This window comes from Streptococcus parasanguinis, from assembly GCF_009717775.1.
Taxonomy (GTDB): Bacteria; Bacillota; Bacilli; order Lactobacillales; family Streptococcaceae; genus Streptococcus; species Streptococcus parasanguinis_AG.
In genome coordinates, this window is sequence record NZ_WMZF01000005.1 from 1 (window position 1) to 20,149 (window position 20,149).

Annotated in this window: 14 protein-coding genes; 6 read left to right on the forward strand and 8 right to left on the reverse strand. The window is 40.9% G+C overall.

The genetic code is table 11. The features are described 5' to 3' along the window. Window positions 1–127 precede the first annotated feature (127 nt). From GMC92_RS07245 to malQ, 3 genes are all read right to left on the reverse strand, one after another. Window positions 128–2,935: a GbpC/Spa domain-containing protein gene (locus GMC92_RS07245; RefSeq protein ID WP_155200071.1), complete on the reverse strand. Its 2,808-nt coding sequence runs from the start codon at window positions 2,933–2,935 to the stop codon at window positions 128–130. Between the two features lie 485 nt (window positions 2,936–3,420). Further along, complete coding sequence (gene glgP, locus GMC92_RS07250) at window positions 3,421–5,679, reverse strand: glycogen/starch/alpha-glucan family phosphorylase (RefSeq protein ID WP_155200072.1); 2,259 nt, start codon at window positions 5,677–5,679, stop codon at window positions 3,421–3,423. A gap of 45 nt (window positions 5,680–5,724) precedes the next feature. Then, entirely contained in the window at window positions 5,725–7,254 is a 1,530-nt protein-coding gene (gene malQ / locus GMC92_RS07255) for a 4-alpha-glucanotransferase (protein WP_155200073.1), read from the reverse strand. A 446-nt stretch (window positions 7,255–7,700) separates the two neighbouring features. On the opposite strand from malQ, the gene GMC92_RS07260 reads away from it, so the two are divergent. The 6 genes from GMC92_RS07260 to pulA all read left to right on the forward strand — a co-directional run bounded on the left by GMC92_RS07260 (window position 7,701) and on the right by pulA (window position 15,259). Further along, window positions 7,701–8,957: an extracellular solute-binding protein gene (locus GMC92_RS07260; RefSeq protein WP_003009142.1), complete on the forward strand. Its 1,257-nt coding sequence runs from the start codon at window positions 7,701–7,703 to the stop codon at window positions 8,955–8,957. A 127-nt stretch (window positions 8,958–9,084) separates the two neighbouring features. Beyond that, window positions 9,085–10,380 carry a carbohydrate ABC transporter permease gene (locus GMC92_RS07265; protein WP_155200074.1) on the forward strand — a complete coding sequence of 432 codons (1,296 nt, stop codon included), beginning with the start codon at window positions 9,085–9,087 and terminating at the stop codon, window positions 10,378–10,380. Window position 10,381: 1 nt separating this feature from the next. Next, on the forward strand, window positions 10,382–11,224 hold the full coding sequence (locus tag GMC92_RS07270; RefSeq protein ID WP_037608156.1) for a sugar ABC transporter permease: 843 nt from the start codon (window positions 10,382–10,384) through the stop codon (window positions 11,222–11,224). Window positions 11,225–11,367: 143 nt separating this feature from the next. Further along, a complete protein-coding gene (locus GMC92_RS07275; protein WP_003009147.1) occupies window positions 11,368–12,180 on the forward strand; it encodes a DUF1189 family protein in 813 nt (270 codons plus the stop codon). An 11-nt stretch (window positions 12,181–12,191) separates the two neighbouring features. Further along, entirely contained in the window at window positions 12,192–13,175 is a 984-nt protein-coding gene (locus GMC92_RS07280; protein WP_155200075.1) for a LacI family DNA-binding transcriptional regulator, read from the forward strand. A gap of 8 nt (window positions 13,176–13,183) precedes the next feature. Then, window positions 13,184–15,259 carry a type I pullulanase gene (gene pulA / locus GMC92_RS07285; RefSeq protein ID WP_155200076.1) on the forward strand — a complete coding sequence of 692 codons (2,076 nt, stop codon included), beginning with the start codon at window positions 13,184–13,186 and terminating at the stop codon, window positions 15,257–15,259. A 29-nt stretch (window positions 15,260–15,288) separates the two neighbouring features. Here the strand turns inward: pulA and GMC92_RS07290 are convergent, their stop codons facing one another. The 5 genes from GMC92_RS07290 to dltC all read right to left on the reverse strand — a co-directional run bounded on the left by GMC92_RS07290 (window position 15,289) and on the right by dltC (window position 20,134). Beyond that, window positions 15,289–16,230 (reverse strand): YitT family protein, encoded by a 942-nt coding sequence (locus GMC92_RS07290; protein ID WP_151191113.1) that lies wholly within the window; start codon window positions 16,228–16,230, stop codon window positions 15,289–15,291. A gap of 75 nt (window positions 16,231–16,305) precedes the next feature. Then, window positions 16,306–18,060, reverse strand: coding sequence for an aspartate--tRNA ligase (gene aspS / locus GMC92_RS07295; RefSeq protein ID WP_049506236.1), 1,755 nt, complete (start codon window positions 18,058–18,060; stop codon window positions 16,306–16,308). A gap of 97 nt (window positions 18,061–18,157) precedes the next feature. Beyond that, the gene (locus GMC92_RS07300) at window positions 18,158–18,382 is read right to left on the reverse strand and encodes a hypothetical protein (RefSeq protein ID WP_049506235.1); all 225 of its coding nucleotides are present in this window, start codon (window positions 18,380–18,382) and stop codon (window positions 18,158–18,160) included. A 251-nt stretch (window positions 18,383–18,633) separates the two neighbouring features. Further along, on the reverse strand, window positions 18,634–19,902 hold the full coding sequence (gene dltD, locus GMC92_RS07305) for a D-alanyl-lipoteichoic acid biosynthesis protein DltD (RefSeq protein WP_049506233.1): 1,269 nt from the start codon (window positions 19,900–19,902) through the stop codon (window positions 18,634–18,636). Beyond that, window positions 19,895–20,134 (reverse strand): D-alanine--poly(phosphoribitol) ligase subunit DltC, encoded by a 240-nt coding sequence (gene dltC, locus GMC92_RS07310; protein WP_003002265.1) that lies wholly within the window; start codon window positions 20,132–20,134, stop codon window positions 19,895–19,897. The genes dltD and dltC overlap by 8 nt, the downstream gene beginning before the upstream one ends. Window positions 20,135–20,149 lie beyond the last annotated feature (15 nt).

A 20,149-nucleotide genomic window follows, 5' to 3' on the forward strand; every position in this document is an offset into this window, starting at 1 on the left:
TCTTCATAAGTTAATTTCATAATAAAAACACCCCAAAAGTTAGATTTTTTTCTGTCTAACTTTTGGGGTGCAGTTCACTTGCCTTCTGACTTTTTTTATTTAGATGAATGAACGAAAGAAATAAGAATTAATCTTCTTTTTTCTTGCGAGCAAGACCCAATCCAAGCAATCCAGCCATCGCACCTGCAAGAACAGCTGCAGCTGAGCTTTCTGTACCTGTATTTGGAAGCGCAGGTGTTTGTGGTTGCGCAGGTTGTACAGGTTGTTCCGGAACTTCAGGAGTTGGTTCGGTTGGAACCTCTGGAGTTGGTGGAACGATTGGTGTAGGTGGAACAATTGGTGTTGGTGGGTTGTATGGAGTTGGTGGAGTTGGAGGAACTGGTGTTGGTGGGGTTGGAATATCTGTTTCCGTTACCACTTTATTCTTATGCCATTTCACTTCAGCTTTTTCCGGTTTCACCGGATTTGGAACGACTTCCGGAGTTGGTGGAGTTGGAGCCTTTGGTGGAGTTGGAGCTTTTGGTTCCTCCACATCGACCGTAATCACAGTGTAGTTAGGTGCTGTTGGCGGAGTTGGTGATTTAGGTTCTTCTGGTTTCGTTGGCTCTGCAGGTAGATTTTCCACTGTAATCGTTGGTGGTGTTGGTGCCTTAGGTTCTGTTGGTTTTGTTGGCTCTTTTGGCGCTTCACCTGGATTTTTTGGAATACCAACATTTGAGTTAATCGCAAACCAGTAAACCGTTGGCTGACCAGCAGCATTAGCTCCATTGGCCGTAAATACCAAGTGACCATCAGACATCTTCAAGCCTGCCCCACCATAATAGAGGTATGGAGAAGATGGATTGTCCCAACCTTCAAGAGTCGTTGAAGATTCACCATTAAAGATTGATCCGTGTTCAATGTATTGGTTATCTTTAAATGATGTTACCTCTTTTGTAGCAGAATCATAAGTAACACTTGAATTTGGAATTGGAATGTATTTATTATTCCCAACATTTACAGATTCTTGGTGCTCTACATTTTCAAATTTCTTCTTAGGAGTGAAGATGATCCGTCCTGAAGTTGGATCAATCGTATAAGAACCGATCACATCATCTTTACCATCTAATGTGAATTCATCTGTTCCGATATCATGACCATTCCCAGCTCCTGAAGCATTAACAGATGTTGCATCAATCACAGTTTCTTCACTAACTGCAAATTCGCTGCCATTCCATGTTGCGTTTTGAGCCACAATCTTAATCGGATTTTCAGCAGAGATAGTGACGTCCGCAGTACCAAAGTCAGCTGTTCCATTTTTAACTACAACAGCATTGTTTTCAATGCTCATTGATGAACCATCTGCATATGGGTTCCAAGTTCCACGAACGGTGTTGCCATTTTTATCTTTAGCTTCTACTGTAAGGGCACGAGGTTTATCCCCACTATCTACATAGGAAGCACCCGTCCAGTGGTTAAGGGAGTTCAAAGCGACAATCGCATTGTGCTGTGTCAAATCAAACTTATTGCCATCACCATCATAGAATTCAACATCTACAGCAACTTTAACTGGTTTATTTTGGTCTGTTGAAGCACCGACTGTCATAGTAACAGTTGGGTCCGCACTAATAGCTGCAATTCCTTTGCCATCATTTGATGGGAGACTTAGAATCTCATAACGGTAAATCACGCGCTTGATTGGATGCATATCCTTTTTATTTTCACGCATGCTGGACTGATTCAAATTGTCATAGGTTACAACAAATTTGTCACCTTCTTTAATTTGAATAAATTCAGTTTCATTATTGGCCCAAGGACTAGTTGCTACAATATCTGAAGCTTCCAATTTATTGGAATCATACTGATGCACATTGCTGGTATTCAAACGAGCTTGGGCATCACGAGTGAGATAAGTACTGATACCATCAATGGTATGAGTAGCTCCACCTTCACGTTGGAAGGTCAAATCTTGAACAGTTTCAACATCTTTTAGATCTTGGAAACCATTATCATTCATGTATTTATCATAGGCTGCTTTAGCATCTTTGTACTGTGCCAAAGCTGTTTGATATTCAGCAAGTTTTGTTTGATAAGTAGCAAAATCTTTGCCGTATTGCTCTAGGTCTACATTGTATTTTGCAAGCTCAACTTCATACTTAGCTTTAGCAGCATCTTCTTCTGCTTTCTTAGCAACTAACTTACCATAAGCTTCTTTATCTTTATCGTATTGAGCTTTCTTAGCTTGGTATTCTTGTAAATCTTTGTCATATTGCGCTTTAGCTGTATTGTAAACAGCCATTTCTGCTTCATACTTAGCTTTAGCTTCAGCATTGGCCTTATCCGCTGCTGCTTTTTCTGCTAGTTTAGCATCGTAAGCTACTTTTTTCTGATTGTATGCTGCTAAGGCTGCTTTATAAGCTGCTTGTTGGGTTTTGTAGTCTTCTACTTGTTTCTTGTAAGCCGCTTCTGCTTCTGCATTTCTCTTTTCAATCAATGTGATTTCTTGAGATTTTGCTTCATACTCCGCTTTTGCCTTTTTGTAGTTATCAACTACTGTGTTGATTTCAGCTGTTTGAGCTTTATTATCTGCTTCTGCTGCTGCGATAGATGGTTGGACTTCTTCAGCTTCTTCTGTAACGGTCACACCTTCTGTAGCCGCATCAGCTTTTGCTTTTTCAAGTTCTGGTGATTCTACATAAGTCGTCGTAACTGTTTTATTTCCTTCTGTCACAGTTGTAGATGTCAACTTAGAACTTGTTGAAACAGCTGCATCGCTTGTTGCTGTATCCGTAGTAGTCGCTTCAGTTGCAGGCGCTGTTGCTTCATCTGCTTTCACTTCTGCTCCGTAGGTATTAACAGTAGCCAATCCAGCGATGGCCAATGAAACAACACCGACTGATAACTTACGAATTGAAAATTTTTCCTGCTTCGAAACATGTTCACGATAGCTTTTCATTTTCAAAACTCTCCTTTTTTGTTTAAAAAAATCTCACTGTAGAGGCAAAAATATGCTACTTCCAGTTAACTTCATTGTATCACAATCAACCATTTTTATATATTTGTCAATTTAATTTTTTATTTTACTTTAAATATATAACAACTTGAATCCCCAAACTTTCCTTGCCTTCCCCATCTTTAGTTGAAAATATATGCAAACGCCTGTGAAAAAATCCTTTATTTTCAAGGGTTTTTAAGACACTTTCTCTTTTTATAAATTTCACCGAAAGGCTTTTTAAAGGGAAGTATTTTTTTATACCAATAAATTAGATTTGAAGACTGAAATAAAAATTATGTAATTTTTTCCCTTTAGGGGTTGCAAAATTCAAAAAAACAACACTTTTTGCAGAGTGTCCATTCCCTAAACTAGCTCCATTTCTTCTCCCAAATGAGAAGTAATGAAAAAGACCAAGGTCTTATGGACCTTGGTCTAACAACTAATGATTAGTTTAAGTGCCAGATATCTTCATTGTACTGAGCGATCGTACGGTCAGATGAGAAGAATCCTGCTTTAGCAATGTTTACGATAACTTGATCCAACCATGCATCACGGTCTTCGTAATCAGCCAACATGCGTTCTTTGGTTACAATGTAGTCTTCCAAGTCAAGAAGAGTCATGAACCAGTCTTTGTTGATCAATTCCTTGTGAAGACGAGTCAAGCGTTCCTTGTTACCAACTGCAAGAACGGCATCGCTGATAATGAAGTCTACCAATGGTTTGATAGCTTCACGTTCATAGAAGTCCGCTGATTTGTATGCTGATTTCTCATATAGATCGATTACAGTTTCTGAATCTTCACCGAAGATGTAGATGTTGTCACGTCCAACCAATTCAGCGATTTCCACGTTTGCTCCATCCATAGTACCAAGTGTTAACGCACCATTCAACATGAATTTCATGTTACCAGTACCTGAAGCTTCCTTAGAAGCAAGGGAGATTTGCTCAGAAATATCGCTAGCTGGAATCAAGTAGCTTGCAGCAGTCACGTTGTAGTTTTCTACCATAACGACTTGCAAGTGTGGAGCTACTGCTGGATCGTTTGCAATCACTTCAGACAAGCAAAGGATCAAGTGGATAATATCTTGTGCAATGGTGTAGGCAGGAGCTGCTTTACCACCAAAGAGAACAGTGATTGGGCGAGCAGGGATATTTCCAGCTTTGATGTCCAAGTATTTGTGGATCACATACAAAGCGTTCATTTGTTGACGTTTGTATTCGTGGAGACGTTTGATTTGGGTATCAAAGATAGAGTTAGGATTGATTTCCACACCTTGATGGTCTTTCAAGAAACGAGCCAATTTCCGTTTGTTGTGAGACTTGATGTTTTCCAATTTTGCTTTGACTGCATCTTTATCTTCATAAGAAAGAAGGTCTTCCAATTTAGATGCATCATGGTGCCAGTCACGTCCGAGGATCTCATCCAAGTAATGTGACAAGGTTGGGTTGGCATGCATGAGCCAACGACGGAAGGTGATACCGTTTGTTTTGTTATTGAATTTTTCAGGGTAAATGTCATAGAAGGCTTTCAACTCAGAATTCTTCAAAATCTCAGTGTGAAGAGCGGCAACCCCATTTACGCTGTATCCATAGTGGATATCCATGTGTGCCATGTGTACGCGATCATTCTCATCGATGATTTGAACAGCTGGATCTTTGTATTCAGCACGAACACGGCGGTCCAATTCTTCAATGATCGGAACCAAGTGAGGAACCACTTCTTGCAAGAACTCAAGTGGCCATTTTTCAAGGGCTTCCGCAAGGATTGTGTGGTTGGTGTATGCTGTCATGCTACGTACGATAGAGATGGCTTCATCCATTCCAATACCACGTTCTGTCAAAAGACGGATCAATTCAGGGATGACCATTGATGGGTGAGTATCGTTGATTTGGACAACAGCATAGTCAGCAAGGTCATGCAAGTTGCTTCCTTTTTCGATGGCTTCGTCGATGATCAATTGTGCACCGTTTGATACCATGAAGTATTGTTGGAAGATACGGAGCAATTCCCCTTGACGGTTACTATCATCTGGATACAAGAAGAGGGTCAAGTTGCGAGCGATATCTGTCTTGTCAAAGTTAATACCATCTTCAATAATAGATGAATCAACTGAATCCAAGTCGAACAAACGCAAACGGTTCTTGGTTTCAATCTTGTAACCAGGGACATCGATATCATAAAGGGTAGAAGTCAATGTGAAGTGTGCAAATGGCACTTGGTAGCTACGGCTTGAACGAACGAGCCAGCTTTGGTCAGTCAACCATGCATTTGGAATCGTTTCTTGTTGGTTGTTTTTAAGGACTTGTTGGAACAAACCAAAGTGGTAGTTCAAACCAACCCCATCCCCTGTCAAACCAAGGCTTGAGATAGAGTCGATAAAGCAGGCTGCCAAACGTCCCAAACCACCGTTACCAAGTGATGGTTCCAATTCCACTTCTTCGACTTCGATCAAGTCTTTACCAGCATCTGACAATTCTTTTTTAACATCGTCGTAAAGACCCAAGTTGATCAAGTTGTTAGACAAGAGTTTACCGATCAAGAACTCAGCTGAGATGTAGTAAACTTTTTTCTTACCAGTATTTAATTTCTTTTGAGCGCTTGCTTGCTTCGTGTAATTTAGCAAGGCAATGTACAATTCTTCATTTGAACATTCAGCAATTGTTTTTTGATGATGATCAATCACATATTTTTGTAATGATTCCATGTTGGGAGTCTCCTTTGTTTCAACAATTTTAATAGGGGGGAAAGATTATTTTTTTGCTTTCTTAACTTCTTTTTTCAAGTCTTTGTTTTCACGACGATAGATCGTAGTGAAATCAAGCAATTCTTGCTCGACAGCTGGAGTCAATTGATCCGCTGTCATTCGCCATGACCAGTTACCACCGAGAGTAGATGGGAAGTTCATCCGAGCTGAGCCATCCAATTCGAGCAAGTCTTGCATCGTAGCAATCGCCATGAAGCTGACAGAAGCAAAGACTGTACGAAGCATCGCATGCGGTACAGATTCGTACTCTTTCCGGTTAGTATAACGAGCAAGGTACTCACGAGTTGGATCGTCGATTTCATTGCGGTACCATCCAAGAACTGTGTTGTTATCATGTGTTCCAGTGTACATCACAGAGTTGTTTGGTGCCAAGTGAGGGCTATCGATACTTTCATCGTCAGGATTGAAGGCAAATTGAAGAATCTTCATTCCTGGGAAGCCAGTACGTTCGCGAAGCTCAATGACTTCATCCGTCATAAAGCCAAGGTCCTCAGCGATGATGTTCAAATCACCGAGTTCTTCCTTCACTGCTGCAAAGAGTTTGTAGCCAGGACCTTTGACCCATTTACCAGGTGCGGCAGTTTCAGAACCAGCTGGGATTTCCCAGTATGATTCGAAACCACGGAAGTGGTCGATCCGAACGATGTCATAGATCTTGAAGCTTTCACGCAAGCGTTCAATCCACCATTGGTAGCCATCTTTGTCCATTGCTTCCCAGTCATAGATTGGGTTCCCCCAAAGTTGACCAGTTGCTGAGAACTCATCTGGCGGGCATCCTGCAATGCAAGTTGCCTTCCCGTTTTCATCTGTTTTGAAGAGATGAGGATTAGCCCACATATCGCTTGAATCTTCCGCTACATAAATTGGCATATCTCCCACAATTTCAATGTGGTGGTCGTTGGCATAAGCTTTCAAGGCCAACCATTGTTGGAAGAAGAAGAATTGAGTTACACGATGGTAAGTCAATTTATCAGCCAATTCTTCACGGTATTTAGCCAAAGCTTTTGGCTCACGCGCACGAATAGCTGCATCTGGCCACTCTGTCCAAGCTTTCAAATCAAAGTGTTCTTTAATAGCCATGTATTCTGCGAAGAGCTCCAACCAAGAAGCATTGGCTTCACAAAATTCTTGGAATTCTTTTTGATCACTTGATTTTAAGAAATTCGCAACTGCTTTTTCAAGCAAGGGACGACGTTGTTCGAAAACCTTTGCATAATCCACTTGAGTAGGATCTTGACCAAAGTCCACTCCTTTAAGGTCTGCTTCTGTTAACAAACCTCGTTCAATCAAAAGATCGAAATCAATAAAATGAGTGTTCCCAGCAAAAGCTGAGAAAGATTGGTATGGAGAATCTCCATAACTAGTTGTACCAAGCGGCAAGATTTGCCAGTAACGTTGCTTGGTCCGAACGAGGAAATCAACAAAATCATATGCTGATTGTCCGAATGATCCGATTCCGTATTGTCCAGGAAGGGAAGAAATGTGCATCAAAACACCACTTTGACGTTTTTTCATGGGTTACCACCTCTTTTTATTTCTTTGAAGCCTGCGATTCGGTGCACGGTATGGGTATCGTTGCAGAGTCGTATCCAGCACTCAAGCGGCTCTACTCTTTGTTAAAATCGAACAGGCGCAACTCAGTTTACGCAATTTTTGCGAAAACGTTTGCGTACCATGTCATTATAAACTTTTTCCATATTTTCTGCAAGGGGTTTCTTAAAAAACTTTATATCTTTTTTAAAAAAGCCCCTTATCACTAGTTTAGTATTTATTATTAGCAATGTCAATGAATTAGCGGTTTTTATAGAAGAAAGTTTAGAATTAAAATATTTTTAAAAAATTTTCTCAAAATCACTTGCAAACGTTTTCGCCTTGTGATATACTTAAGTCGTTTTAGGAAAACGTTTGTCTAAAACGGTTTCTAATTATTATCTTTTTTTATTCTTTAGGAGGAATAAATCATGAAACGTACAATTTTACGTAGTGCTGCTGTACTTGGTACAGTTGGTTTTGCCGGCTTCTTACTTGCTGCTTGTAGCAATAACTCATCAGGTTCTTCTGAGGCAAGTAAAGAAATCAACGTCTATGTAGACAAAGGCTACAAATCTTATGTTGAAGAAGCTGCAAAAGCTTTTGAAAAAGAAAATGGCGTAAAAATTAACATCAAGACTGGTGATGCTCTTGGTGGATTGGATAACCTTTCTCTTGATAACCAATCTAAAAAAGCTCCAGACGTAATGATGGCTCCATACGACCGTGTAGGTGGTCTTGGTAGCGATGGTCAATTGGCTGAAGTGACATTAAACAAAGATAGCCATACAGATAAAACAACTGAAGCTCTTGTAACAAACGGTGGTAAAGTTTACGGTGCACCTGCTGTCATCGAAACATTGGTTCTCTACTATAACAAAGATCTTTTAAGCGAAGCTCCAAAAACATTTGGTGATCTTGAAAATCTTGCAAAAGATAGCAAGTACGACTTCGCTAGCGAACCTGGTAAAACAACTGCCTTCTTAGCTGACTGGACAAACTTCTACTACACTTACGGTTTACTTTCAGGTAACGGCGGTTATGTGTTTGGTAAAGACGGTACAGATCCTAAAGATATTGGATTGAACAACCAAGGTTCTATCGATGGTATCGAATATGCAAAAACTTGGTATGCTAAATGGCCAAAAGGTTTGCAAGATACAAAAGGTGCTGCTAACTTCATCCAAACACAATTCCAAGAAGGTAAAACAGCTGCTATCATCGATGGTCCTTGGAAAGCTGCTTCATTGAAAGAAGCTAAAGTAAACTACGGTGTCGCAACGATTCCAACTCTTCCAAACGGAAAACAATACTCTGCCTTTGGTGGTGGTAAAGCTTGGGTTATCCCTGCAGGTGCGAAAAACCTTGATGGCGCTCAAAAATTCATTGACTTCTTGACAAGTACTGATCAACAAAAAGCTTTGTTTGACAAGACCAATGAAGTTCCTGCCAACACAGAAGCTCGTAAATATGCGGTTAGCAAAAACGATGAATTGACAACTGCCGTTGTTGATCAATTCAAGAACGCTCAACCAATGCCAAATATCTCAGAAATGAGTGCTGTTTGGGATCCAGCTGCTACTATGCTTTTCGATGCTGTAAGTGGTAAAAAATCTGCAAAAGCATCTGCTGACGATGCAGTGAAATTGATTAAAGAAACCATCGAACAAAAATTCGGTAGCAAATAAGACAGTTTTTAGGTGTGAGTAAGAGGTTGGAGACAAGGTCCCAACCTCTTATGTTCAATTTTCAAGCACAACTTACTGTCTGACTTGTCTTCTTGCTCTCTAGCAAGGACATTATAAGGAGATTTGAATGACTACAGAACAAAACCCTAAAAAGGCTATGTGGCTCTCTTTGATCCCGGGTCTTGGGCAAATTTATAATAAACAAAAAACCAAAGGCTATATTTTTCTTGCCGTAACTGTTCTCTTTCTCGCCTATTTCCTAGGAATCGGAGTTGGAGAATTAGCGAAATTGGTTACACTTGGAACCGTCCGTGGACAAGATAATTCTCTCTTTATCTTGATTCGTGGCGCCTTCCACTTGATCATTACCATTGTTTACTTCCTATTTTATGCCTTAAATATTAAGGATGCTGGAACCGTTGCAAAACGTATCAACAATGGCATCGCTGTTCCAAAAACTGGAAAAGAAATGGTTCAAGCCATCTATGAAAATGGCTTCCCATATTTATTGATCATTCCTTCATACATTGCTATGACATTTGCGATTATCTTCCCAGTTTTAGTAACTTTGATGATCGCCTTTACCAATTACGACTTCAAACATACCGCTCCAACAACCTTGCTTGATTGGATCGGGTTCCAAAACTTCACTAATATGTGGACCTTGAGTACCTTCCGCTCAGCCTTTACATCGGTTCTTGGCTGGACCTTGATTTGGGCGCTCGCAGCTTCTACTCTTCAAATCGTACTCGGTATCTTGACAGCTATTGTTGCAAACCAACCATTCGTAAAAGGAAAACGAATCTTTGGGGTTATCTTCTTGCTCCCATGGGCTGTTCCAGCCTTCATCACTATCTTAACTTTCTCAAATATGTTTAACGATAGTGTCGGTGCCATCAATGCACAAGTTATCCCATTGTTTGCGAAGATCTTCCCATTCTTAGATGGCGTTTTGATTCCTTGGAAAACAGATCCTACCTGGACAAAAATTGCTTTGATTATGATGCAAGGTTGGCTCGGCTTCCCTTACATCTACGTCTTGACTTTAGGGATTCTTCAATCTATTCCAAACGATCTTTACGAAGCTGCTTATATTGATGGTGCCAACGGTTGGCAAAAATTCCGCAGCATCACTTTCCCAATGATTATGGCTGTTGCAGCTCCAACTTTGATCAGTCAATATACCTTCAACTTTAATAACTTCTCCATCATTTACTTGTTTAACGATGGGGGACCTGGTTCTGTCGGAGGAAACGCCGGATCTACAGATATCTTGATCTCATGGATCTACAAGTTGACAACCAATTCTTCTCCTCAATATTCAATGGCTGCAGCGGTAACCTTGATTATCTCTGTGATTGTGATCTCAATCTCTATGGTTGCCTTCAAGAAACTACATGCATTTGATATGGAGGATGTATAAAATGAAAAATTCAGTTCAATTTAAACGCCGCCTCAATCATTTCTTGACTTACCTGTACATGGTGGTTCTTTCAATCGTTATCATTTATCCATTGTTGATTACGGTTCTATCAGCCTTCAAATCAGGGAATGTCAGTGCCTTTACACTTGATTTTAGTGGCAATCTTAGTTTTGATAACTTCTCAAAACTTTTCTCTGAAACTCATTATGGCACTTGGTATATGAACACCTTGGTTATCGCCATTATCACCATGATTGTACAAACAAGTATCGTTACCTTCGCAGGTTACGCATACAGCCGTTACAATTTCTTGGCGCGTAAACAAAGTTTGGTCTTCTTCTTGATCATCCAAATGGTCCCAACCATGGCAGCCCTCACAGCCTTCTTCGTTATGGCTTTGATGATGAATGCCTTGAACCAACCTTGGTTCTTGATCTTCCTTTATGTTGGTGGTGGTATTCCAATGAATGCCTGGTTGATGAAGGGATACTTCGATACTGTTCCAATTTCCCTCGATGAATCTGCGAAATTGGATGGAGCTGGACACTTCCGTCGCTTCTGGCAAATCGTCCTTCCTCTTGTTCGTCCAATGATTGCCGTTCAAGCACTTTGGGCTTTCATGGGGCCTTTCGGAGACTATATCTTGTCTAAATTCTTGCTTCGTGACGAAGTGAACTTTACGGTAGCCGTTGGTCTTCAAACCTTTATCAGTGACCAAAAAAATCAAAAAATCGCCTTCTTTGCAGCCGGTGCTATTTTGATCGCGGTTCCAATCTGTACCTTATTCTTCTTCCTACAAAAGAACTTTGTTTCAGGCTTGACAGCTGGTGGAGATAAAGGATAAAATAGAATCTTATTTCAAGCACATTTTATTTTTAAGTTGAGGGTAGTATGGTGGATGCTTTACTACCCTTCGTTAAGAATAAAATCAATCAAAGAGATTTCTCTTTGCATTTCTGATACTCTTATGTTTAGAAAGGTCATCTTATGCCCTATCCTTTTAATTATTTCGCAAGTATCTTCAATTTCCGCTCTTCTTTTGCAAACCGCAAAAAACTGAGCTGGTTCCAAATGATTTTTACTTCTTTCTTTCTAATCTCTATCACACTATTACCTGTGGCTCTGCAAAATGCTCAACTCAAAACCTATCCTTTGACAACCTTTGTCAGCGATGTGTTTGATCCTTTATCAACAGACGTTATGAAAGATATCCAAGAACACGTCGTGATCAAAGACCAAGAGCTCACCTATACAGGGACTAACCCTGTACACAAGACTTCAAAAGGACAGGTTATCTTAGGCCAAGAGGCAAAGACTAGTGAAGGCAAGGAGTTAACACTCCATTTTGATCGCAAACAATTGATTATCTCAAAAGAGAATAAAGAACTCGCTACAGTCTCATACCAGGCTATTAATCAAGAGAGCCTTCGGGATAAAAAAAGCTTCACTCAAGCTATCTCTAGCGATTGGTTCCGCGACAATCGACTCCCTGTCAGTCTCTTTCTCGTGATTTTCTCTGGCTTCTTGTCGACCGTCAATTATTTGATTCTCATCCTAGGGGCCTCTTTCTTCCTCTACTTGACACGAAAATCTCGACTCTTTTCACTACAAACTTTCAAGGAATGTTTCAACTGTATTCTGAATTGCCTGGGGCTCCCTATTTTACTAAGTGTCCTCATCAGTTTACTATTCCATCAAGTATTTACTACGACGATCATGATCCAAAATGTCTTATTTGTACTCTATCTTGCCATGGTATTTTATAAGACCCACTTTCGTGATCCAGACTATCACCGCTAGGAGGTTTTCTCATGCGTGTTACCATCAAAGATGTTGCGAAACTCGCTGGCGTCGCGCCTTCTACTGTCACGCGCGTCATCCAAAACAAATCCACGATTAGTGATGAAACAAAAAAACGAGTCCGCAAGGCCATGGTCGAGCTGGACTACCATCCCAATCTTAATGCTCGTAGTCTTGTCAGCCAATCTAGTCAAGTCATTGCTTTAGTCCTTCCAGTCGATAGTGACGTCTTCTATCAGAATCCTTTCTTTCCAACTGTTTTACGAGGAATTACCCAGATTGCTTCAGACAATGACTATGCCATCCAAATCTGTACAGGTCAAAACGAAGAACGGCAGCTCGACAACCTCAAGCAACTCATCTACGGAAACCGTGTGGATGGTTTAATCTTCCTTTATTCCAACCCGAATGACCCCCTCGTTGAATTTGCACTGAAGGACAAGTTTCCCTTCCTCATCCTTGGAAAGGCGGTCTCTCCTTTTGTTTCGCTAGTCGATAATGACAATATCAAGGCCGCATTTGATGCAACAGATTATTTTATTCAACAAAACTACCGAAAAATTGCTTTTATCGGGGGAAACAAAGAGCTGTTTGTGTCTCAAGACCGCTACCAAGGTTATAAAGAAGCCCTCCAAAAAGCAGGGATTCCTCTCGATGAAAAACTCGTTCATTTTTCATTTGGGTTTATGTTAGAAGATAATTCTTATCAAATGATGGAGAGTCTACCATTAACAGAACTAGATGCGATTATGACGACCGATATTCTCGTTGCTGAAGGGGTGCGCCAATACCTATTAGAACACCAGCTGACAATCCCGATTATTTCCTTTGATTCGATCAAGCCACGACTCGATATTGAAGCCTATATTGACATCAATGCGGTGGAACTCGGGCGTGAATCTGTCCGGACCATCCTTCAAATCATCAAAGATCACAAAGAAGGAAAAACCGTCTGCTACCGTCAATTGATTGACCATACCATTACGAAACTTTAGGAGTCTTTATGTCTACATTTACTGCTTATTTAGATGACCAAGACCTCATTCGTATCCAAAAGGGAGAGGAGCATATCCTTCCTTTTTATTTGAAAACGAACCAAGGTCATCTTGCCTTAATCCCTGTCAAAACGTCAAGTGCAGCGACTGACACAGGAGACTATTTCTTAAGCCCTATTCCACTTGAACTCGGAGAAGAGTACACCATCTACGATGCTACTGGAAATTCTTCTATACTCCACTATCGAAACATCGTTCGCAAACCCATTTTCGATCAAACCTTCACCTATACTGGAGAAGATTTAGGAAGTTTTTACACACCAAATCAGACGCAATTTAAATTCTGGGCACCCATTTCGCAAGATGTGACCCTTCATATCGAAGATCAGGTCTATCCAATGCATCGTACAGAAAATGGAGTCTGGGAACTTTTGCTTAAAGGGGACTGGGAAGGAGCTGCCTACCACTATGAGTTCCGTGTCAATGGCCTAGAACGTCGGATCCACGATCCCTATGCTCTATCCTCTTTAGCAAACTCTGGAGATAGCTTAGTCGTCGACCGCAAGAAGATCACACGTCCTATCACACGTGCTGCTCGTCAACTAGACCCGACAGAAGCAATCATCTACGAGATGAGCGTTCGGGACTTCTCTGTCCAAAAAGAGGCCGGCTTTAAACACCCTGGTAAGTTTAAAGGCTTGACAGAATCGCCTCAACTCAATGGTCAAATCCTTGGATTTGATTACCTTCAAAAACTGGGCATTACCCATGTACAGTTACTTCCTGTCTATGATTTCGGTAGTGTTGATGAAGAGAATCAATGGAAAGCCTACAACTGGGGTTATGATCCTGTCCAATACAATGTTCCAGAAGGTAGTTATGCCAGTGACCCCAACGATCCTTATGCACGGATTTGGGAGCTCCAAGATGCTATTGCAACCTATCACCAATCTAATCTCAGTGTTATCATGGATGTGGTCTATAATCACGTCTACCAGGCCGATGAGTATGCATTTGAACAAATCGTACCCGGTTATTTCTACCGCTATAATGCAGAAGGAGGGCGGACCAATGGAACCTTCTGTGGGAATGATGTCGCAAGTGAACGTTCCATGGTAAGACACTATATCAAGCAATCCCTCAAGCAATGGGTTTCCCTCTACGGTTTTGATGGTTTTCGCTTTGATTTGATGGGAATCTTAGACATTCAAACCATGACAGAGATTGCAGAGGAGCTCCGTGAAATCTATCCTAACGTCTATCTCTATGGGGAAGGGTGGAAGATGGATACAGGCCTCTCTGAAGACCAGCTCGCTCACCAGTATAACGCGAAACGATTACCAGATTTTGGCTTTTTCAGTGATAATTTCCGGGATACGGTCAAGAGAACACTTGTAGCCGGTCACCGTTGTGATAGTCAACATCCAGCCAATGATTTTTCTAATATCCTAACAGCAAATGTCGGGAAAGCAGGACCTGCTCATTTCACCCAACCTCAACAAGCCATTCAGTACGTCGAATGCCACGACAATGCAACTGTTTTTGATTATTTCCAACTTGAAAAAGAAGAGATTCGTCTAGAAGATCGAAAAGCTCTCTCACGATTAGCTCTTCATTTAGTGTTACTAGCTCAAGGAGTGCCGTTTATCCATGCTGGTCAAGAATTTTATCGCACAAAAGGGCTCGAAGACAACACCTATAACTTGCCAGATAGTCTCAACCAATTGGACTGGACATCCCTTCCAAAATGCCAAGAAGAAATTGCTTTTCTTGAAGAATTGATTGCTTATCGGAAATCACAGCCACTCCTTCGTTTGAAAAAAGGGCAAGAGATTCGCGACTACTGTGATGTCAAATGGTTGTCTAATCATCATTTAATCTACACGATTGAGAAAGATCGTGAAAAAATAACGATTCTTGTCAATATCGGTGATCAAGAACAGACCTATCAACATCCGAGCGATAGTCACCTGTTATTTGCCTATCCTCATGCCAACCTCCAAGTGCCCATTCCTAAAGGAAAGGAACTTTCTATTCCTGCCCATAGTTGGCTCCTTCTCCATGAAACTGAATCAACAAAATAAAGGTCACCACATTGTGGTGACCTTTATTTTTATTCTTCTGTTTCCACAAAGCGTCCAATGATATGAACGTTTTCTGAAATGGTGATAAAAGCCTGAGGATCAGCTTTTTTCATAATATATTTGAATTCATTAAACTCTGCACGCGTAATAACTGTCAGCAGAACCGCTTTTTCCTGATGGTTATAGGTTCCTTCTGCATTGTGGATAATGGTTGCTCCACGATGCAATTTTTTATGGATCTTTTCAATAATGGCATCTGGCTGGCTCGTTACGATCATTGCTTGCATCCGTTTTTGCTTGGTAAAGACAGCATCCGTTACTCGACTCGATACGAAGATGGTAATCATAGAGTAAAGAGCATACTTCCAACCAAAAGTCAGACCAGCGATCAACATAATGGTCCCATTGACCAAAAAGGAGATGCTGCCGACATTCTTTCCTGTCCGTTTTCGAATCGTCAAACTGACAATATCGGTTCCTCCACTGGAAATGTTGTTCCGAAGAGCAAAACCAATCCCTGTTCCCATGACAACCCCACCAAATAGGGCATTCATGATCGGATCGTTGGTCAACGTAATCACTGGCACGAACTGAATAAAGAGGGAACTCATCGAAACCGTAATAAAGGTAAAGATGGTAAATTTATGGCCAATTTGATACCAAGCCACAATCATCAAAGGGATATTGATGGCATAAAAGGTTAAGGAAACGGGAATCGTAAAGCCAATAAAGCGATGACTCAGAACAGATAAAATCTGAGCTAGACCTGTTGCACCGCTGGAGTATACATGTCCTGGTTGAAAGAAGAAGTTAACAGCAATTGCTGATAGAAAACCATACAGCAAGGAAGCTGACACTTTTTCATCGTATTTCTCACGGGAGATGCTCTTCAGCACGCGCAATAATTTAATGTTATAAGCTAGTCGCCGCACATGATAGCGAAATAGCTTATGAAAGCGAATTTTTTTCATTTTCAATCCATCGATTAGAAGAAAAGGAAAATCTTAGAGCAACTGATTCCTAGACTTTCCCTTTTCTCTCTTGTCCTATTCTTGCTCTGCTACTTCTACTTGAAGATTTAACTCATCCAACTGCTTTTCAGAAACGACAGAAGGAGCTTGTGTCATTGGATCTGTCGCCTTGTTATTCTTCGGAAAGGCAATGACTTCCCGAATATTATCTTCCCCTGCAAGAAGCATCACGAAGCGGTCCAACCCAATCGCCAATCCTCCATGTGGTGGGAAACCATAATCCATTGCTTCCAACAAGAAACCAAATTGTTCATTGGCAGCTTCTTTTGTAAATCCAAGTGCCTTAAACATCCGTTCTTGTAAGTCTTTATGATTAATCCGTAGGCTTCCTCCACCTAATTCATAGCCATTTAAGACGATATCATAGGCAATTGCTCGAACTTTTGAAAGATCACCTTCCAATTCATGTTCTGTTTCAGCTTGTGGGAGTGTAAATGGATGGTGAGCAGACATATAACGGCCTTCTTCTTCAGACCATTCAAACATTGGCCAATCCACTACCCAAAGGAAGTTGTATTGATTATTGTCAATCAAGTCAAGCTCTTTCGCAAGACGAACACGCAAAGCACCAAGCGTTGCATTGGCTACTTCAAGAGTATCTGCTACAAAGAGAACTAGATCTTTGTCTTCTAACTGTAAAGCAACTGTCAAGTCACTTGTCAAGTCTGTCAAGAACTTCGCAACAGGACCATTCAAAGCACCCTCAGCATATTTCACCCAAGCAAGACCTTTTGCACCGTATTGCTTCGCAACTTCTGTCAATTTATCGATGTCTTTACGAGAGTAATGATCCGCTGCACCTTTGACAACGATCGCCTTAACTGCTGGAGCTTCTGAAAAGACTTTAAAGTCTACACCCTTGACAAGATCTGTCAAGTCTTGAAGCAACATTTCAAAACGTGTATCTGGTTTATCTGAACCATACAAGGCCATGGCATCATCATAATTCATCCGTGGGAATGGGAGTGTTACTTCAATCCCCTTGGTTTCTTTCATAACACGGGCAATCAAGCCTTCTGTGATATCTTGGATTTCTTGATCACTCAAGAAAGAGGTTTCCAAGTCGACCTGTGTAAACTCAGGTTGACGGTCTCCACGTAAATCCTCATCACGGAAGCACTTCACGATTTGATAATAACGATCAAATCCAGCATTCATCAACAATTGTTTTGTAATCTGAGGACTTTGTGGAAGGGCATAGAAATGACCCTTGTTGACACGGGAAGGAACCAAGTAGTCACGTGCTCCTTCTGGAGTTGACTTAGAAAGAAAGGGTGTTTCCACATCAATAAATTCTAATTCATCTAAGTAATTGCGGATTGAATGGGTTACTTTTGCACGGAGTTTGAGGTTTTCCAACATCTCAGGACGACGAAGGTCTAAGTAGCGGTAACGAAGACGGGTATCATCATTGGCCTCAATCCCATCCTTGATTTCAAATGGTGTTGTTTTGGCAGTATTAAGAACCGTAATAGCTTCTACCTTGAGTTCTACTGCTCCTGTAGGCAAGTTCGGATTAGCTTGTTCACGAGCTTCCACAAGACCTGTCACTTCTACAACATATTCACTACGGATGCTTTCAGCTGTGGCCATCACTTCTGCACTAACTGTTTCTGGATTGATCACCAATTGCATGATTCCTTCGCGGTCGCGTAGATCGATAAAGATCAAACCACCCAAATCACGACGACGGCTAACCCATCCTTTCAAGGTAATACGAGTTCCAATGTGTTCTTCACGAACACGTCCAGCATACATTGAACGTTTCATTTCTAATTAATCTCCAAACTAATATTCTTCCTTCTATTTTACCATAAAGACCAGCAGAAAGTGGCCTTTAGCTCAACTTTTTCAGTCACCAACTTCTTTAGTGATCGTGGCTCTCTTCTTTCTTTTTGGGATCATCGTAGAGTGTGGGTGCTAGCACCTTCATTAAAGTCGCCGTCCCAAATCGCAAGACAGCTGCTGCTAGTCCAAAAATAGGGGATAGGTAGCGGAAAAAGAAATCTCCCCTAAGCACATAGGTCATGCCACCCACAATAAAAAAGATCACAATTCCCTGAACGATTGCGTAAAACCAAATTTTTTTCACACTATTCTCCTTTTCACAAACCAGCTGACTTATCCACTGTTTTTTATCACTTATCCACAAAAATGTGGATAACTTTCACCTTTTACCCCCTCAAAAGAGGAAGTGTCTTCAGCATCAGTACTTGTTTTCATCCATTTACAAGCAAGTTTCCCACAACCTGTGGATAACTCTCTTGCTTATTTGTGACTTTCTCGTCACTTTCCTCACAAATCAAGGAGCCAGGATTTGATCCTGCCCCCTTTGATCAAGTATTATTTAAATTCGTCTGGTGTCCCTTTATATTGGGCCCAGTCTTTGCTGAAGAAGCGATCATTTAGATGGTAAGTTGGTGCTTTTTCAGCCTTTGTGACAAAGGGATTGACCGCTTTATCAAAGGCTAGCCAACCATTCCATCCCATATGAATCGTATCTTCCATAAAGTAGGGCTGATCACCATCTTTAGAAAAGTCTGCAATATTGGTGAATCCTTGACTTTCCAATTGGTAACGAATCTTTTGAACAGCCTGTTCATACTTTTCTTGGCTCAAGCCTGTGTATTTCATCCATTTGGCATTAACTGGAGGAATGACAAAGATAACATTGGTCCGAGATTTAGCAAACTGGTCTAGAACCAATTGCAAGTCATTGTACTCAGGAGATTGAACATAGGATTCGTTTTTTTGGAAACCTTTTAGTTTTTTCAACTTCATTTTTAAACGAGTATTGTAAAAATGATTGCTGATTCCAAGGTCGTTGTTATTGGTTTTGACTTTTGCTTCAGCCGTTGCAATTTCTTCCAATTTCTCATATGAGAATTGATCTGGTAAATCTTGTAGACGTTTTTTGACCTTCTTATCGTAATTCCCGTTTGTACGCGTTGCAAGATTACTAAACAAAGCATCTTCGCGTTGAACAAGGTGGGAAACAAACTGGTTCAAAGACTGATCAAATCCGGAAATTTTCTTTCCTTGAGAAATTTTTGTTACAACACTTTGAAAGGCGACGTTTGGATACTGTTGTAATAGACGCTTTGCAGCATACTGGGATGCAGCATCCTGTTGGTGATTGGCAATAAAGCTATTCAACTGATCGCTATTAAAGAATTGTTGAAAAGCAGAGGAATCGTACCCCTTTTTGGTAAACCATTGCGGAGAAACTACATAAACAGCTGTATTGTCCTTGAGTTCTGGCAAAATCTGTTGCATCCCAAAATACTGGTTCAAAGAAGCCGCACCACGTTCTCCTAAAAAGTAGGGTCTATAATTGCGGTCATATTTCTCAGCCAAAACTGCTGGATGCACCACATCAAAGCGCAACCATTCACTGGAACCGAAATAAGGGACAAAGCGATGCTGTGGATCAGAAAGTGCTTCTTGTTTCTTTGTACGACTCTTGAATCCTTCTGCATTCAGACTAACCGCAGCTTTTTTCTCTTCGGTATAGTTGTGCTTATGATTGATTGGATAAAAGAATAATAAAGCTGTTACCATGAGGAGCGCGCAAAATACGGGCCCTAAAATCAGCCACAAACGCTTAAGCATTCTGAAGCTCCGTTACACCTTCTACGATCTTGTTAGCAGTATTCCAATCATCGCGTCCAAATTCAGATACAGGAACACGAATGCCAAAGCGATTTTCCAGTTCCACAATCAATTCGACTGTCCCCATACTATCAAGGACACCCGCATCAAAGAGATCCTCATCCATCATGTCTGAGACATCTTCCATAAACAATTCGTCAATAATTTCAATTACTTGTGATTTTACATCCATTTTTCTATTCTCCTT

Coding starts and splice junctions, on each gene's coding strand:
- GMC92_RS07245 (WP_155200071.1), bottom strand. CDS start 2,935: ATGAAAAGCTATCGTGAACATGTTTCGAAGCAGGAAAAATTTTCAATT.
- glgP (WP_155200072.1), bottom strand. CDS start 5,679: ATGGAATCATTACAAAAATATGTGATTGATCATCATCAAAAAACAATT.
- malQ (WP_155200073.1), bottom strand. CDS start 7,254: ATGAAAAAACGTCAAAGTGGTGTTTTGATGCACATTTCTTCCCTTCCT.
- GMC92_RS07260 (WP_003009142.1), top strand. CDS start 7,701: ATGAAACGTACAATTTTACGTAGTGCTGCTGTACTTGGTACAGTTGGT.
- GMC92_RS07265 (WP_155200074.1), top strand. CDS start 9,085: ATGACTACAGAACAAAACCCTAAAAAGGCTATGTGGCTCTCTTTGATC.
- GMC92_RS07270 (WP_037608156.1), top strand. CDS start 10,382: ATGAAAAATTCAGTTCAATTTAAACGCCGCCTCAATCATTTCTTGACT.
- GMC92_RS07275 (WP_003009147.1), top strand. CDS start 11,368: ATGCCCTATCCTTTTAATTATTTCGCAAGTATCTTCAATTTCCGCTCT.
- GMC92_RS07280 (WP_155200075.1), top strand. CDS start 12,192: ATGCGTGTTACCATCAAAGATGTTGCGAAACTCGCTGGCGTCGCGCCT.
- pulA (WP_155200076.1), top strand. CDS start 13,184: ATGTCTACATTTACTGCTTATTTAGATGACCAAGACCTCATTCGTATC.
- GMC92_RS07290 (WP_151191113.1), bottom strand. CDS start 16,230: ATGAAAAAAATTCGCTTTCATAAGCTATTTCGCTATCATGTGCGGCGA.
- aspS (WP_049506236.1), bottom strand. CDS start 18,060: ATGAAACGTTCAATGTATGCTGGACGTGTTCGTGAAGAACACATTGGA.
- dltD (WP_049506233.1), bottom strand. CDS start 19,902: ATGCTTAAGCGTTTGTGGCTGATTTTAGGGCCCGTATTTTGCGCGCTC.
- dltC (WP_003002265.1), bottom strand. CDS start 20,134: ATGGATGTAAAATCACAAGTAATTGAAATTATTGACGAATTGTTTATG.